This window comes from Sphingopyxis sp. LK2115 (genome assembly GCF_014595975.1).
GTDB lineage: Bacteria > Pseudomonadota > Alphaproteobacteria > Sphingomonadales > Sphingomonadaceae > Sphingopyxis.
The window spans coordinates 76,857-92,181 of record NZ_JABWGQ010000035.1 but is presented as its reverse complement, the minus strand read 5'-3'; the positions used below and the strand labels follow the sequence as shown (position 1 = coordinate 92,181).

Annotated in this window: 15 protein-coding genes; all 15 read left to right on the top strand. The window is 64.6% G+C overall.

The window, feature by feature from the left end:
- The coding region (locus HUW43_RS05695) for a lytic transglycosylase domain-containing protein (protein ID WP_188236465.1) at window positions 1-943 on the top strand (943 nt) is incomplete at its 5' end.
- Window positions 927-1,886 carry a septal ring lytic transglycosylase RlpA family protein gene (locus HUW43_RS05690; RefSeq protein WP_188236464.1) on the top strand — a complete coding sequence of 320 codons (960 nt, stop codon included), beginning with the start codon at window positions 927-929 and terminating at the stop codon, window positions 1,884-1,886. The genes HUW43_RS05695 and HUW43_RS05690, both read left to right, overlap by 17 nt.
- Complete coding sequence (locus tag HUW43_RS05685) at window positions 1,883-2,872, top strand: D-alanyl-D-alanine carboxypeptidase family protein (RefSeq protein WP_188236463.1); 990 nt, start codon at window positions 1,883-1,885, stop codon at window positions 2,870-2,872. Before HUW43_RS05690 ends, HUW43_RS05685 begins: the two co-directional genes overlap by 4 nt.
- Window positions 2,873-2,949: 77 nt before the next feature.
- The gene (tmk, locus tag HUW43_RS05680; RefSeq protein WP_188236462.1) at window positions 2,950-3,573 is read left to right on the top strand and encodes a dTMP kinase; all 624 of its coding nucleotides are present in this window, start codon (window positions 2,950-2,952) and stop codon (window positions 3,571-3,573) included.
- Window positions 3,561-4,550 (top strand): DNA polymerase III subunit delta', encoded by a 990-nt coding sequence (locus HUW43_RS05675; protein ID WP_223181313.1) that lies wholly within the window; start codon window positions 3,561-3,563, stop codon window positions 4,548-4,550. Before tmk ends, HUW43_RS05675 begins: the two co-directional genes overlap by 13 nt.
- A gap of 38 nt (window positions 4,551-4,588) precedes the next feature.
- Entirely contained in the window at window positions 4,589-6,172 is a 1,584-nt protein-coding gene (gene metG, locus HUW43_RS05670) for a methionine--tRNA ligase (RefSeq protein WP_188236461.1), read from the top strand.
- Entirely contained in the window at window positions 6,172-6,948 is a 777-nt protein-coding gene (locus HUW43_RS05665) for a TatD family hydrolase (protein ID WP_188236460.1), read from the top strand. Before metG ends, HUW43_RS05665 begins: the two co-directional genes overlap by 1 nt.
- 13 nt (window positions 6,949-6,961) lie before the next feature.
- Complete coding sequence (locus tag HUW43_RS05660; protein ID WP_188236459.1) at window positions 6,962-7,726, top strand: MBL fold metallo-hydrolase; 765 nt, start codon at window positions 6,962-6,964, stop codon at window positions 7,724-7,726.
- Window positions 7,723-7,899 carry a hypothetical protein gene (locus HUW43_RS05655; RefSeq protein WP_188236458.1) on the top strand — a complete coding sequence of 59 codons (177 nt, stop codon included), beginning with the start codon at window positions 7,723-7,725 and terminating at the stop codon, window positions 7,897-7,899. Before HUW43_RS05660 ends, HUW43_RS05655 begins: the two co-directional genes overlap by 4 nt.
- 118 nt (window positions 7,900-8,017) lie before the next feature.
- A complete protein-coding gene (locus tag HUW43_RS05650; protein ID WP_188236457.1) occupies window positions 8,018-8,599 on the top strand; it encodes an ANTAR domain-containing response regulator in 582 nt (193 codons plus the stop codon).
- On the top strand, window positions 8,596-9,807 hold the full coding sequence (locus tag HUW43_RS05645; protein WP_188236456.1) for a CmpA/NrtA family ABC transporter substrate-binding protein: 1,212 nt from the start codon (window positions 8,596-8,598) through the stop codon (window positions 9,805-9,807). The genes HUW43_RS05650 and HUW43_RS05645 overlap by 4 nt, the downstream gene beginning before the upstream one ends.
- A gap of 245 nt (window positions 9,808-10,052) precedes the next feature.
- Complete coding sequence (locus HUW43_RS05640; protein ID WP_188236455.1) at window positions 10,053-11,288, top strand: nitrate/nitrite transporter; 1,236 nt, start codon at window positions 10,053-10,055, stop codon at window positions 11,286-11,288.
- Window positions 11,289-11,290: 2 nt separating this feature from the next.
- The gene (locus HUW43_RS05635) at window positions 11,291-12,493 is read left to right on the top strand and encodes a hypothetical protein (RefSeq protein ID WP_188236454.1); all 1,203 of its coding nucleotides are present in this window, start codon (window positions 11,291-11,293) and stop codon (window positions 12,491-12,493) included.
- Window positions 12,493-14,970: a nitrite reductase large subunit NirB gene (nirB, locus tag HUW43_RS05630; RefSeq protein WP_188236453.1), complete on the top strand. Its 2,478-nt coding sequence runs from the start codon at window positions 12,493-12,495 to the stop codon at window positions 14,968-14,970. Before HUW43_RS05635 ends, nirB begins: the two co-directional genes overlap by 1 nt.
- Window positions 14,967-15,311, top strand: coding sequence for a nitrite reductase small subunit NirD (gene nirD, locus HUW43_RS05625; RefSeq protein ID WP_188236452.1), 345 nt, complete (start codon window positions 14,967-14,969; stop codon window positions 15,309-15,311). The genes nirB and nirD overlap by 4 nt, the downstream gene beginning before the upstream one ends.
- Window positions 15,312-15,325 lie beyond the last annotated feature (14 nt).

The following is a 15,325-nucleotide window of genomic DNA, read 5'->3' as shown; positions in this document are numbered from 1 at the left end:
TGCCTATGTCCAGTCGCTCTGGCCCAAGGCCGAGGCGCGCGGCGTGTCGCGCGCGACGTTCGATCGGGTGACCGCCGGGCTGCGCTATAACGCCAGGGTCGTGGCGCTCGACCGCGACAATCTGGGGTCTCCGCCCACTCCGAACACGCCGATTCCCGCGTTCGCGCCCTATAAGGCGCGGCACGTCGATGCCGCGCGTATCAATGGCGGGCGCCGTGTCCACGACCGGTTGCTGCCGCTGCTTTCGCGTATCGAGGCGCGAACGGGCGTGCCGACGAGCATCATGATCGCGATTTACGGGCACGAGACCGCTTATGGTCAGGTCACAGGCAGCTTCGACCTGCCCGAAGCGCTGGCCACGCTGGCCTATGAAGGACGCCGTCGCAGCCTGTTCGAACCCGAGCTGATCGCGACGATGGTGATGGTCGAACGGGGCGTCCCGCGCAATGTGCTGAAAGGCAGCTGGGCGGGGGCCTTTGGCTATCCGCAATTCCTGCCGTCGGTTTATCTGCGTGTCGCCGAGGATGGCGATGGCGACGGGGTGGCGCGGATCTGGTCGAGCGAGGCCGACGCGATCGAGTCGATCGGCGCCTATCTTCGCAACGCTGGCTGGCGCGCGGGGCAGCCGTGGGGCATCGCGGTGAGCGTGCCCGCCGCCTTTGATCGGACCGCCGTCGCCAACCGCCTGGCGCCCCCGCGCTGCCCCCGCGTTTTCGATCGGCACAGCCGCTGGCGCACCATGGCGGAGTGGCGCGCGGCGGGGCTTCAGCCGATCGGCGGGCGATGGCCTGACGGCAATATCCTGGCGACGCTGCTCGAACCCGACGGGCCGGGGCGGACGGCCTATTTGCTGACCGGTAACTATCGTGCGATACTGGACTATAATTGTTCCAATTTTTACGCATTGTCGGTGGGGTTGCTGGCGGATGAGATCGATCGTTAGAGGCGGGGGGCTGATCGCGGGGGCGGCGCTGATGCTGTCCGGTTGCGGCGGCGCCGAGGGCGCGCGCAGCGCCGGGCAGGCGAGCAATGCGGCGGCGTTGCCGGGCGTGGCCGACGTGCCGGTGGTCGTTGGCGAGCCCTTTAAGGTCGGCGACGTCACCTATACCCCCGCCGACGTCATGGATTATGACGATGTGGGCTATGCGTCCCGGTATGGCGATGCGGAGGCCGGAAAGACCACAACCAATGGCGAGATTTTCGACCCCGCCCGGATCAGCGCGGCGCACAAGACATTGCCGCTGCCGAGCTATGTCGAAGTAACCGCGCTCGACACCGGGCGAACGATCCTTGTCCGTGTCAACGATCGCGGGCCGATGGCAAACGACCGGCTGATTACCCTGTCGCCCGCCGCCGCCAGTCAGCTCGGACTGGATCAGGGGTTTGCAGCCGTTCGTGTTCGCCGCACCAATCCGCCGGCCGCCGAACGCGCCCAGCTGCGAGCGGGCAGGGCGGTTCCGGAACGGCTCGCGACGCCGTCGTCGCTGCTGGCGATCCTTCGCGCAAAGGCGAAAGGCTTGCCGACCCCGAAGATCGCGAGCGAACCCGCGGCGCCCCTTGCGTCCGCCAAGGCGAAACCGGGTGACGATCGCATTGCCATTGAGGGCAACATGGCGCCGACAACCGCGAAACCGGCGCCGACAAAACCCGCCCCCGATCCAAACCGCGCCGACGTTAAGGGCGAATATGTCGTTCAGGTCGGGTCGTTCAGCACCGAAGCGCGTGCCGCGGCCGCGGCCAGGTCCGTGGGCGGTTATGTGTCGAAGGCTGGCAATTACTGGCGCGTGCGGATTGGTCCCTTCGCCAGCGACGCCGCCGCGCAAGGCGCGCTGGCCACTGCAAGGTCGAAGGGCTTTCGCGATGCGGTGGTTCGACGCGATCGATGATTCGAGCGAGCGGCAAGTCCGCCCTGCCGATCGGCGCGGCCGCGGCGCTGGGCCTGTTCACGGTCAATATGGCTTCCCTGCCCGCTGCGTCGGCAAAGGGCAATCGCACACCCGCCGTCGCGGCGGTCAGCCCGGCACCCTATGCGACGCAGGCCCCGATCGCCATGCTCAAGGACGTGGATTCGGGCATGATCCTCTTTTCGCGCGGAGCCGACAGACGCTTCGCTCCGGCTTCGATGACAAAGGTAATGACCGCCTATGTCGTGCTCGATCTTATCCGGAAGGGTGAACTGACACGCGACACGCGTTTCACGGTCAGCGAAGGCGCGTGGAAAAAATGGAACAGCAGCACCGGGGGATCGACGATGTTTCTCAGTCCCGGCGAAAGTTTGTCGGTCGACGATCTGCTGAAGGGGCTGATCACCGTATCGGGAAACGATGCTGCTGCGGTTCTTGCCGAAGGCATTGATGGAAGCGAATATGCTTTCGTTAAACGAATGAACATTGTAGCTGCCGATATTGGGTTGGTGTCGAGCCATTTCGGCACGCCAAATGGCTGGCCCGATGGCGGCGTCACCAAGGTCAGCGCCGCTGACCTCATCACCCTTGCCGACCGGCTGATCCGCGATCATCCAGAGGATTACGCGCGCTATTTTTCGATCCCGAAACTCCAGCATGGCATCGCCCCCGATGGACGGCCGATCGTCCAGGCGAACCGCAATCCGATCCTCGGTCGATTCGACGGGGCCGACGGTCTCAAGACAGGGCATATGCGCGAGGCGGGATACGGATTCCTGGGATCGGCCAAGCGCGATGGCCGCCGTCTGATCATGGTCGTCGCCGGTCTGCCAAGCGCAACAGCGCGGCGCGACGAGGCACTAAAACTGATGGAGTGGGGTTTCGCCACGTCGACTCGCCCGGTGGCAGGGCAAGTCCCGCGTGACAACGCATCGCCGAGCCGCGCGTCGGCCGCGACGCGCAGATGACAAAAACCGCGGGGTAGGTTACCGCCCTGGTCCATGCCTCGACGCCAGCCCATTCTCCCGCCATTTAGCCCGACACCATGACCCGCGGACGTTTCATCACGCTTGAGGGGGGCGAGGGCGTTGGCAAGTCGACGCAGCTGCGCGCGCTGACAGAGGCGCTCGCCGCGCGATCGATCGAGGTGGTGGCCACGCGCGAGCCCGGCGGCAGCGCGGGCGCCGAGGCCATCCGTACGCTGCTGATGGAAGGCAGCGACGACCGCTGGGACGCGCGCTGCGAGGCCTTGCTGTTCGCCGCGGCGCGCGCCGATCATGTCGCGCGCACCATCCGTCCGGCGCTCGCGCGCGGCGCGTGGGTGCTCTGCGACCGGTTCGTCGATTCGAGCCGCGCTTATCAGGGTGGCGGCGGCGGCATCACCGACGCCGACATTCTGGCGCTCCATCGCTTCGGGTCGGGGGGCTTGCTTCCCGATCGCACCTTTCTGCTGACCGTGAGTGCCGACGAGGCGGCACTCCGACTGGCGACGCGCGGCGGCAGCGATCGCATGGGCAACAAGCCCGCGGCTTATCAGGCGCGCCTTGCCGCGCGGTTCGCTGAAATGGCGGCGGCCGAGCCGCTGCGCTGGCGTGTGCTGGACGCCGGCCTGCCCGTCGCCGACGTCACCGCTGCCATTCTGGCGGAGCTTGCCGAATGGCTGCCATGATCGGCCATCAGGACGCCGAAAAGGCGTTTCTGGAAGGCTGGCAGGGCGGCCGACTTCATCATGGCTGGCTGCTCGCCGGGCCGCAGGGAATGGGAAAGCGCGGCTTTGCCGAGCGCGCGGCGCGCTTTCTTGCGACCCATGGCGTGGGCGGGGAGCGCACCGCGGTGACGCTGGACGATAGAGGCGACGATACGGCGGCGCGGCTTGTCGATGCCGACAATCACCCAGAGATCATCCGGCTGACGCGCCAGCCCAAGGACAAGGGCAAGGAACTCGCGCGCAACATCACGATCGACCAGGTGCGTCAGATGATTCGCCGCCTGCACCTGTCGCTGTCACTTGGCGACTGGCGCGTGATTATCGTCGATGCCGTTGACGATCTGGAAAGCAACAGTGCCAATGCGCTGCTCAAGACGCTTGAGGAACCACCCGCAAGGACGATTTTCCTGCTCGTCAGCCATTCGCCGGGACGATTGTTGCCGACGATCCGTTCGCGCTGCCGAATCCTTCGTTTTCAACCCGTTGACCGTGACGTCATGCTGCCATGGCTGCATGGCTTGCGTCCGATGCTCGATATGGAAGAGGTGCGCGCGATCGTCGCCGCGTCGGGCGGTGTTCCGGGCAAGGCGCTGGCGCTGATCGACAGCGATGTCGCGGCGATGAAGAAGAAGCTGGTCGCCATTGCCAATTCGGGCGATCCTGAAAACCGGCTGCGCGAGGCGCTGGCGCGCGAGGTGGGTGGCACGAGCAACCGCGCGCGGCTCGAACTGGTGATCGACATCGTTCCGGGACTGTTGGCGGAGATCGCACGCGCGCGCCCCGTCGCCGAGATCGCGCCGGTGCTGGCGCAGTGGGATCGCGTGCAGCGCACGGTTCGCGACGCGATCCACGGCTCCTACGACGGAACGATGGTGGGCTTCGAAATCGGCAACTGCCTCGCTGAACTCGCGCCGAGACCGGGGCGGACAGCACGCTGACGCTTTCCCTTGCGCGCGCCAGCGGCTAAGGCCCGCGCATGTCCGAACAGAACGCCCCCTTCTATATCACCACCGCGATCAGCTATCCCAACGGCCGCCCGCATATCGGACACGCCTATGAAGCGATCGCCACCGACGTCGCGGCGCGCTTCCAGCGCGCGTGCGGGCGCGAGGTGCGGCTGGTCACCGGCACCGACGAACATGGGCTGAAAATGTTTCAGACCGCGCGCGACCAGGGGCGTGCAACGATCGATTTGGCCGATGAAATGTCCGGATATTTCCGTGAGATGTATGCCAAGTTGAACGTCAGCTATGATGTGTTCATGCGCACGTCCGATCCGGCGCACCATGCCGCCTCGCAAGCAATCTGGCGAGCGATGGAGGCGAATGGCGATCTTTATCTCGATCGTTATGAAGGCTGGTATTCGGTTCGCGACGAAGCCTTTTACGACGAAAGCGAGCTGAGCGAGGGGGAAGGGGGCATCCGCCTGTCGCCACAGGGCACTCCGGTGGAATGGACCGTCGAGGAAAGCTGGTTCTTCCGCCTGTCGAACTATCAGGATCGCTTGCTCGCGCTTTATCGCGACCATCCCGATTTCATCCGCCCTGAAAGCCGCCGCAACGAGGTGCTGCGGTTCGTCGAGGGCGGGCTCAAGGATCTCAGCGTTTCGCGCACCAGTTTCGACTGGGGGGTTCCGGTGCCGGGATCGCCGGGGCATGTGATGTATGTCTGGGTCGATGCGCTGACGACCTATTTGTCGGGGCTTGGCTATCCCGATCCGGCGAGTGACTTCGGCACATTCTGGCCAGCGAACATCCATATGATCGGCAAGGATATCGTTCGTTTTCATGCTGTTTACTGGCCAGCTTTCCTGATGAGCGCCAATCTGCCGCTGCCCAGGCAGGTGTTCGGCCACGGCTTTCTGCTCAATCGGGGCGAAAAAATGTCGAAATCGCTCGGCAATGTCGTCGACCCGATGGCGCTCGCCGAGCGATTCGGCGTCGATGCGCTGCGCTATTATCTGCTGCGCGAAGTCAGCTTCGGCCAGGACGGCAGCTATTCGGCCGATGCGATCGTTCGCACCGCCAATGCCGATCTCGCCAACAGTTTCGGCAATTTGGCGCAGCGAAGTTTGTCGATGATTTTCAAGAATCTGAATGGCGATCTGTCGAACGATTATTCGCCCACGGACGATGACGTCACGCTGCTCTCGACCGTCGACGAAGTGGCGCGAACGATGCTGCCGCGGGCATTTGAGGATCTGGCCTTCTCGGTCGGGATCGAGCACTGGCTGCGCGCCGTTTTCGCCTGCAATCAATATGTCGACACGCAGGCGCCCTGGGCACTGCGCAAGAGCGATCCCGAAAGGATGCGCGCGGTGCTGATGACGCTGTTCCAGGCTGTGCGCACGCTGGCCATTGCCATTCGCCCCGTGGTGCCGGCGTCCGCCGACAAACTGCTCGACCAGATGGGCGTTGGCGCGGACGCGCGCGATTTTGCGGCGCTTGGCGATACCGCCTGGTTCGCAAAGCTGGCCGCGAGCGATTTCGCGGTGGGTCAGCCCGTGCCGATCTTTCCGCGCCTCGATCTGCCCGATAACGAAAGGGAGGGGGAGGCGTAATGCTCGTCGATTCGCACTGCCACCTCAATTACAAGGGACTGGCCGAGCGGCAGGACGAGGTGCTGGCGCGCGCGCGCGCGCGGGGCGTGACGGCGATGCTCAACATTGCGACGCGCGAAAGCGAGTGGGACGATGTGCTTGGCGCCGCCGAGGCAAATGAGGATGTGTGGGCAAGCGTCGGCATCCATCCGCACGACGCCGACCGGCATCCCGATGTCGATACGGCCAGGCTGGTCGAGCGCGCCGCGCATCCGCGCGTGATCGGCATCGGCGAGACCGGGCTCGACTATTATTACGACAAGAGCGATCGCGCCCGGCAACAGGACAGCTTTCGCCGCCATATCCATGCATCGCAGGCGACGGGCCTGCCGGTGATCGTCCACACGCGCGATGCCGAGGCCGACACGCTGGCGCTGCTTGGCGAAGAAATGGAAAGGGCGCGCTTCCCCGGCGTGATCCACTGTTTTACCGCGAGCGACGATTTTGCGCGCAGGGCGCTCGATCTTGGCCTCTATATCTCGATTTCGGGCATTGTGACGTTCAAAAATGCCGCCGGCCTGCAAGCGACCGCCAAATGGCTGCCGCAGGACCGGCTGCTGATTGAAACCGACGCCCCCTTCCTCGCCCCGGTGCCGCATCGCGGCAAGACCGGCGAGCCGGCGTTTGTCGCCGACACACTGGCGTTCCTGGCCGATCTTCGCGGCGAAGACAGGGAGGCATTGGCGGCCGCGACATGCGCTAATTTCTATGCGCTTTTCAGCAAGGCGGCGGCATGACGTCACGCGGCGCATGAAGGTCAGAATCCTTGGCTGCGGAACGTCGTCGGGTGTCCCGCGGCTCGGCAACGACTGGGGCCTGTGCGATCCCGACAACCCACGGAACCTGCGCAGCCGGGCGTCGATCCTGGTGACGCTCGGCGGCTTTCGCATTCTTGTCGACACCAGCCCTGACATGCGGATGCAACTGCTCGACGCGCAGGTGGGCGAGGTCGATGCCGTCATCTGGACGCACGAGCACGCCGATCACACGCACGGAATCGACGACCTTCGCCAGATCATGCACCTGCGCGGAACGCCTGTTCCCTGTTACGCCCGCAGCCATGTGCTCGACATATTGAAGTGGCGCTTTACCTACGCCTTCGCCGGCAACGCCGGTTATCCGGCGTCGGTCGATCCGGTCGATCTGCTCGATCATCAGTCGATCGGCCCCATTGAGGTATCGGCGATCGAAATGCCGCACGGCCCGATCAAGGCGAGCGGTCTGATCTTCAGCGACGGTGCGCACAAAATTGCCTACGCAACTGATTTTTCAAAGTTTACCGATGAAATGGTCGACTTTTTCCAGGGCGTCGATTTGTTCGTGATCGACGCCCTGCGCCGCTATCCGCATCCAACCCATCCGCATCTGGCGATGACGCTCGAAGGTCTTGAGAAGGTAGGCAGTCCGCGCGCGATCATTACGCATATGGACAATACGATGGACTATGCGGATCTTGCGGCCGAATTGCCGCGCGGCGTCGAACCCGGTTATGATGGGTTGGAGGTGCAATTATGAACGGCGACACGACGGTTCAGCTGCTCTGGTTCGCGGGCGCATTCACGCTGGTGCTGAGTTCGCTGCTGGCGCGCCGACTGCCGATGTCCGACTGGTTGAAAATGGCACTCGCATGGATCGCGATATTCGCTCTGGTATTTCTGGTGATCCGCACATGGCAACTCGTCGCCTGAGCGCCGGATGTTTCCGGGCACTGCCTGTAATTTAACATAATATATATTATCGGCTTTTTATCGACGGCGCGCCATGTGCGGATTTGATCCCTCTTCCATCAGGCTCTAAGGCGCGCGCATGAGGATCGCGATCATCGATACCAGCATGACCCGCGCGGCCATCATTTCCGATGGCTTGCGCGAAGCTGGTCTCGACGACCTGGTGCTGATCGACCCGACCGGTCCCCTTGTCCGCCAGATCGAGACAGCCAAACCCGAAGTGGTGCTCATAAATCTTGAAAACCCCAGTCGCGACCAGTTGGAGGATTATTTCGCCATGTCGCGCGCCCTTGCGCGGCCGATCGCCATGTTCGTCGATCAGAGCGACGCAGAGGCGACCGGAGCAGCAATCGACGCCGGAGTGTCGGCCTATGTCGTGGATGGCCTGTCGAAGCGGCGGGTCAAGCCGGTGATCGACCTTGCCATACGGCGCTTTCAGGCCTTTTCGCGGCTACAGCGCGAACTGGATGAAGCGAAGAACGCACTGGCCGAACGCGCCACCATCGACAAGGCCAAGGCGATATTGATGAAACGTCGCCAGATCGACGAGCCGGCGGCCTATGCGCTTCTGCGCGGTCAGGCGATGCGGACCAACCGCCGGATTTCCGATATTGCCGAGGCGATCGTGACCAGCGAAGCGTTGATGGGAGACATGGAATGACGAGCGATCGTTTCCGCATCGGTTTCCTGCCGCTCGTCGACGCCGCATTGCCCATCCTGGCGCACGAAATGGGTTTTGCCGCCCGCGAAGGCGTGCAGATCGAGCTGGTGCGCGATATGACGTGGGCGACGGTACGCGACCGACTGCTCTATGGCCATACCGACGCCGCGCACATGATTGCGCCGTTGGCGATCGCGACCACGCTCGGCCGCGACCGACCGCCCCTGCCGCTCGCGGTGCCGTTTGTGCTCGGCCTCAACGGCAACGCCGTGACCTTTTCAACCGCGCTTGCCGCCGAGGCGGGGCTTGGCAGCGCGCTCGGCGATCCGACAGAGGTCGGAGCGGCGCTGCGCATGATTGCGGCGGCACGCAAGGCGACAGGCAAGCCGCTGCGTTTCGGAGTGGTTCATCGCTATTCGAGCCACAATTACATGTTGCGATACTGGCTCGCCGGCGTGGGTATTCAACCTGACGTCGACGTCGAAATCGTCGTGACAAGCCCCCCCTTCGCCGCCGACGCGCTCGCCGCGGGCGAAGTCGATGGTATCTGTGTCGGCGAACCGTGGAACTCGATCGCAGTCGATCGCGGCGTCGGCCATATTGCCCTGGCAACGGCGCAGATATGGCGGCGCGGCGTTGAAAAAGTGCTGGTAACGCGCGCGGCGGTGCTCGACGAGCGACGCGACGCGGTCGAGGCGTTGATCCGCGCGCTCCACGCTGCGGCCGCGCATTTCGTTGCGCCCGACTCGGTCGAGGCGAGCGCCGACATACTGGCGCGCCGCGAATATCTCGACGCTCCGCGCGATGCCGTGTTGCGCGCGATTACCGACCGCATCCGTGTCGTTCCAGGTGGCGAGCCGCTTCATTATCCCGATTTCATGTTTCAGTATCGCGAAGCCGCGAACTTTCCCTGGCGCAGTCAGGCGGCCTGGCTCTATTCGCAGATGGTTCGCTGGGACTATATGCCATATGACCGGGTGCAGGCGGATGCGGCAGCAAATGTGTTTCGACCCGACATATATCGTAGCGCGCTTGCGGGTTCAGGCGCTCCCCTGCCCGGCGCCAGCTCAAAGCTGGAGGGGGGGCTTGGCGAACCGATCGGCGCGGGTTCGACGCAGGGTCGACTGACACTCGGCATTGACCGCTTTTTCGACGGCCGCGCCTTTGATCCGGATGACATCGAAACTTATCTCGCTGATCTGCCTTGATTCTATATAAATGCTGCACCTGCGAAATAACGACTTGCAGGAGATCCGCGAATCAGGCAGTTTAATCGCACTCGGCAAGGATGCCGGGGCAGGATAAAGCGGTCGCTGCTCCAACGAGGGGGTAGCCCGCGCGGCAGGCAGGGGCCTTCCCTGCACTCCAACAGGCAATGAAGCCGTCAGGATGCGCCCGCGTGGCCGCCGTCCTGGCGGCTTTTTTATTGCCCGTCACACGAAGGGGACGGACGATGACGATTGCGGGCGCAGGGGCCGGAAGGGCACCCAAAACGAGTTTCTGGGCGAGCGGCCACTGGCCGACGCTGGTTGCGGCCTTTCTCTATTTCGACCTGGCCTTCATGGTCTGGGTCATACTTGGTCCGCTCGCGCCGGCAATTTCACACGATCTTGGCCTGACTCCTGCCCAGAAGGGATTGATGGTTGCCGTGCCGACGCTCGCGGGTGCGCTGCTGCGCGTCGTGAACGGGCTGCTCGTCGATCGTATCGGTCCGAAGCGTGCGGGGGCGATCAGCCAGGTGATCGTTATCGCCGGCCTGTTTCTTGCCTGGGCGGCGGGCGTCACCAGCTTTGCGGGGACCCTGGCGCTCGGCGTGGTGCTGGGTTTCGCCGGGGCCAGCTTTGCGATCGCGCTGCCGCTCGCGAGCCGCTGGTATCCGCCCGAGCATCAGGGCAAGGCGATGGGGCTTGCCGGCATGGGCAATTCGGGCACCGTGCTCGCCGCGCTGTTCGCGCCCGGCCTTGCCGTAACCTTCGGATGGAACGCCGTGCTGGGCCTCGCCTGCATTCCTCTGACGATCGTGTTTGTCGCCTATCTTATCATGGCAAAGGACGCGCCGAACGCCCCTGCCCCCAAAAAGCTGGTCGATTATTTTCAGCCGCTCAAGACCGCCGACGCCTGGTGGCTGATGGCCTTTTATTCGGTGACGTTCGGCGGATTTGTCGGGCTGGCGGCATCGCTTCCCATTTATTTCACCGACCAGTTCGGCCTGACTCCGGTGATCGCCGGATATTGCACCGCCGGCTGCGTTTTCGCCGGATCGCTGGTGCGCCCGCTGGGCGGCGCGCTGGCCGACCGGATCGGCGGCGTAAGGGCGCTGATGATGGTGTTTGTGGTCGCCGCCCTGGCGCTTGCGGGGGTGCCGCAGGCAGCGAACCTGCCCGCCGCGCTCGGCCTTTTCGTCATCGCGATGCTCGCGCTCGGCACCGGCAACGGCGCGGTGTTCCAGCTCGTGCCGCAGCGTTTTGCGACCGAAATCGGCGTGATGACGGGACTCGTCGGCATGGCGGGCGGCGTCGGCGGATTCTACCTCGCTTCCTCGCTCGGCTTTGCGAAACAGTGGAGCGACAGCTTTGCGCCGGGCTTCTATATCTTCGCAGCGCTTGCGGTCGCCGCGCTTGCCGCGCTGATGTTCGTCAAGGGCCAGTGGCGCGCGACCTGGGGCGCGGCCGAAGGTGTGCGGATCTGAACATGGCCCGCACCCTCATGCTGTTGCTGGCGCTCGCGCCGTTCGGGGCCGCGCACGCCCGCGACGTCACCCTCGCGCCGCTTGGCGACGCACGCCTCCGCTACGAACAGGTCGATCAGGACGGCCTTGCCGCCGATGCCGGCGCGCTCACGCTGCGCGTCCGTGCCGGGATCGAGGCGAAGGCGGGGCGCTGGTCGGCGCTGGTCGAAGGGCAAGGCAATCTGGCAATTGTCGATGCGTATTTCGACGGCCTCGACGGCGGCGCAACCCGTCCGATCGTGGCCGACCCCCAGAATATAGCCCTCACCCGCGCGCAACTTCGCTATGCCGCACCCGGCATTGCGGTGACCGCGGGGCGGCAGCGGCTGGGATTCGACGACGAACGGTTCGTCGGGAGCGTCGGCTTTCGCCAGAACGGCCAGAGTTTCGACGCGCTGCGTGCCGAGATCAGCGCCATCAAGGACGTGAAAGCTGACATCGCCTATGCGTGGAGCGTACGGACGATCTGGGGCATCGATGGTAAAGGTGCGCGCCAGCAGGCGGTATCGGGCGGCAATATATTCGCGAGGCTGAGCGTGCAAACGCCGGTCGGCGCGCTCGGTGCCTTTGCCTATCTGGTCGATCAGGACGAGGCGGCGGTGTCGGCTTTTCGCCTGTCGAGCCAGAGCTATGGCGTCCGGCTCGACGGCGGACAGCGGCTGGGAATGGCGAAGCTCGCCTATCAGCTTTCCTATGCGCGCCAGTCGGACTGGCACCGCAATCCGAACGACTATGCCGCCGATTATTATCTTGCCGACGTCGCGGTCGATTTTGGCGGTCCGCGCATCGGCGCGGGATATGAAATGCTTGGAGCGAGCAACGGCGCCGCGCTCACCAGCTTTCAGACTCCGCTCGCGACAGGGTTCAAGTTCCAGGGTTGGGCCGACAAGTTTCTCGTCACGCCGCCCGATGGCGTGCGCGACCTCTATGCAAGCGCGGGCTGGGGGTGGAAGGCGGTGGGACCGTTGAACGCCGTCACCGTGCAGGCGGTTTATCATGCTTTCCGCAGCGACCGCGCCTCGCGCGCCTATGGCGACGAAATCGACCTGCTTGCGAGCGCGAAGCTGGGCAAGCTCACCGGCTCGGTGCGCTACGCCCATTACAAGGCCGACAGCTTCGCCACCGACACCGACAAACTCTGGCTGCAACTGGACTGGACGCTCTGATGGAACATCGCCCCCTCAAGGCTGAAACCGACACGCGCGAGCATCTCGTCGTCATTGGCAACGGCATGGCCGGGTGCCGCGCGGTCGAGGAACTGCTCGCGCGCGATCGCACACGCTATCGCGTGACGATTTTCGGCGCCGAGCCGCGCGTCAATTACAATCGCATCATGCTCTCGCCCGTGCTTGCGGGCGAAAAAAGCTTCGACGACATCGTGATCAACGATGCCGACTGGTATGCGTCCAATGGCATTTCACTGATCGCGGGCGACCCGGTGATCGCGATCGACCGCGCGGCAAAGACGGTGACGACGCGCGGCGGGATCAGCGAAAGCTATCATAAGCTGCTGATCGCGACCGGTTCCGACCCCTTCATCATTCCCGTGCCCGGCAAGGACCTGCCCGGCGTCGTCGCCTTTCGCGACATGGACGATGTCGGCACGATGTTGAGCGCCGCCGAGAAAGGCGGAAACGCGGTGGTGATCGGCGGCGGCCTGCTCGGCCTTGAGGCCGCGCACGGCCTGAGCCTGCGGGGCATGAGGGTCACCGTCATCCACCTGATGCCGACGCTGATGGAACGCCAGCTCGACGAAGCGGCGGGCTGGCTTCTGAAGCAGGCGCTGGAGGCGCGCGGCCAGACCATCCTGACCGGCGCCGACACCGCGGAGATCGTCGGCGACGGCAAGGTCGAGGGCGTGAGGCTGAAAGACGGGACGCTGATTCCCGCCGACCTGGTCGTGATGGCGGTCGGCATCCGTCCGTCAACCGCGCTCGCGCGCGACGCGGGGCTGGCCGTCGGGCGCGGCGTTCAGGTCGACGACCATATGGTGACCAGCGATCCCGACATCCTCGCGGTCGGCGAATGCGTCGAGCATGACGGGCAGGTATATGGCCTCGTCGCGCCGCTGTGGGACATGTGCCGCAGTCTTGCCGACGGCCTCGTCGAGAAACCATCGGGCTACCGCGGCTCGGTGACCTCGACCAAGCTCAAGGTGTCGGGGATCGACGTCTTTTCCGCGGGCGATTTTTCGGGCGGCGACGGGTGCGAGGACATTGTGTTGCGCGATGCGGCGCGGGGTATCTACAAACGCGTGGTGCTCAAGCACGACCGCATCGTCGGCGCCGTCCTCTACGGCGATACCGCCGACGGCAGCTGGTATTTCGACCTGCTCAAAAAACAGGACGATGTGTCCGGGCTTCGCGATGTGCTGATCTTTGGCCAGGCCTTCGCCTCCGGGGGTGGGCAGGCGGACCCTAAGGCGGCCGTTGCGGCGCTTTCCGACGATGCGGAAATCTGCGGCTGCAACGGCATTTCCAAGGGTCAGGTCATCTCGTGCATCGCCAAGGGCGCGCACAGCCTCGACGCCGTGCGCGGCACGTGCAAGGCGTCGGCAAGCTGCGGCAGTTGCACCGGCCTCGTCGAAACCCTGCTGGCGCTGACGCTTGGCGACGATGTGCAATCGGGTCCGAAGACCATGTGCAAATGCACCAGCTTTGGCCACGACGACGTTCGGCGGGAAATCGTCGCGCAAAATATGCGTTCGATTCCCGAAGTGATGCAGAAGCTGCACTGGGCGACCCCCGATGGCTGCTCGTCGTGCCGTCCGGCGCTCAACTACTATCTGCTCTGCGCGTTGCCCGGAGAATATGTCGACGACCAGCAGAGCCGTTTCGTCAACGAGCGGCTTCACGCCAATATCCAGAAGGACGGCACCTATTCGGTCGTCCCGCGCATGTGGGGCGGGCTGACCAACCCCAAAGAGCTGCGCGCCATCGCCGACGTCGTCGAAAAATATAATGCGCCGATGGTCAAGGTCACCGGCGGCCAGCGGCTCGACATTTTCGGGATCAAGAAAGAGGATCTGCCCGCAGTCTGGGCCGATCTGAACGCGGCGGGAATGGTGTCGGGACACGCCTATGGCAAGGCGCTGCGCACCGTGAAAACCTGTGTCGGGTCGGAATGGTGCCGCTTCGGCACGCAGGATTCGACCGGGCTGGGCGTCAAGATTGAGCGGATGAGCTGGGGCAGCTGGATGCCGCACAAGTTCAAGATCGCGGTGTCGGGCTGCCCGCGCAACTGCGCCGAGGCGACGATCAAGGATTTCGGCGTCGTCTGCGTCGATTCGGGCTACGAACTGCACGTCGGCGGCAATGGCGGCATTCACGTCCGCGCGACCGATCTGCTCTGCAAGGTCGCGACCAAACAGGAAGCGCTCGATTATTGCGCTGCCTTCATTCAGCTCTACCGCGAAGAGGCGCGCTATCTCGAACGCACCGCGCCGTGGATCGAGCGCGTCGGCCTCGACTATGTCAAGGCAAGGCTGCTCGACGATTCGGCGGGCCGCGAAGCGCTGCGCGCGCGCTTCCTCTATTCGCAAAGCTTTTCGCAAGACGACCCCTGGGCGCAGCGCGCCGGGGGCGCCGAGGCCGAACATCATGCGCCAATGGCGCGCTTCATCCCGCAGGAGGCACTTGCATGACCACCGCCGCCGAATGGCTCGACATCGGCTGGGTCGACCAGATTCCCGTGCGTGGCAGCCGCACCGTGCAGGTCGCCGGCGGCGACGACATCGCGGTGTTCCGCACCGCCGATGGCAAAATCTTCGCCCTCCTAGACCGCTGCCCGCACAAGCATGGTCGCCTGTCGCAAGGCATCGTGCACGGCGGCGCGGTCGCCTGTCCGCTGCACAACTGGCGGATCAGCCTGTCGACCGGAGAGGCGCTGGGCGAGGACAAGGGCTGCACGCCGACGGTGCCGGTCAAGGTCGACGGCGGGCGCGTGCTGATCTGTCGCGCCAGCACGTTGAAGGCGGCCGCGTGAAACCCCTTCCCCCC

Excerpts from the sequence above, each read along its gene's own strand:
- HUW43_RS05690 (WP_188236464.1), top strand. The coding sequence starts at position 927 with ATGAGATCGATCGTTAGAGGCGGGGGGCTGATCGCGGGGGCGGCGCTG.
- HUW43_RS05685 (WP_188236463.1), top strand. The coding sequence starts at position 1,883 with ATGATTCGAGCGAGCGGCAAGTCCGCCCTGCCGATCGGCGCGGCCGCG.
- tmk (WP_188236462.1), top strand. The coding sequence starts at position 2,950 with ATGACCCGCGGACGTTTCATCACGCTTGAGGGGGGCGAGGGCGTTGGC.
- HUW43_RS05675 (WP_223181313.1), top strand. The coding sequence starts at position 3,561 with ATGGCTGCCATGATCGGCCATCAGGACGCCGAAAAGGCGTTTCTGGAA.
- metG (WP_188236461.1), top strand. The coding sequence starts at position 4,589 with ATGTCCGAACAGAACGCCCCCTTCTATATCACCACCGCGATCAGCTAT.
- HUW43_RS05665 (WP_188236460.1), top strand. The coding sequence starts at position 6,172 with ATGCTCGTCGATTCGCACTGCCACCTCAATTACAAGGGACTGGCCGAG.
- HUW43_RS05660 (WP_188236459.1), top strand. The coding sequence starts at position 6,962 with ATGAAGGTCAGAATCCTTGGCTGCGGAACGTCGTCGGGTGTCCCGCGG.
- HUW43_RS05655 (WP_188236458.1), top strand. The coding sequence starts at position 7,723 with ATGAACGGCGACACGACGGTTCAGCTGCTCTGGTTCGCGGGCGCATTC.
- HUW43_RS05650 (WP_188236457.1), top strand. The coding sequence starts at position 8,018 with ATGAGGATCGCGATCATCGATACCAGCATGACCCGCGCGGCCATCATT.
- HUW43_RS05645 (WP_188236456.1), top strand. The coding sequence starts at position 8,596 with ATGACGAGCGATCGTTTCCGCATCGGTTTCCTGCCGCTCGTCGACGCC.
- HUW43_RS05640 (WP_188236455.1), top strand. The coding sequence starts at position 10,053 with ATGACGATTGCGGGCGCAGGGGCCGGAAGGGCACCCAAAACGAGTTTC.
- HUW43_RS05635 (WP_188236454.1), top strand. The coding sequence starts at position 11,291 with ATGGCCCGCACCCTCATGCTGTTGCTGGCGCTCGCGCCGTTCGGGGCC.
- nirB (WP_188236453.1), top strand. The coding sequence starts at position 12,493 with ATGGAACATCGCCCCCTCAAGGCTGAAACCGACACGCGCGAGCATCTC.
- nirD (WP_188236452.1), top strand. The coding sequence starts at position 14,967 with ATGACCACCGCCGCCGAATGGCTCGACATCGGCTGGGTCGACCAGATT.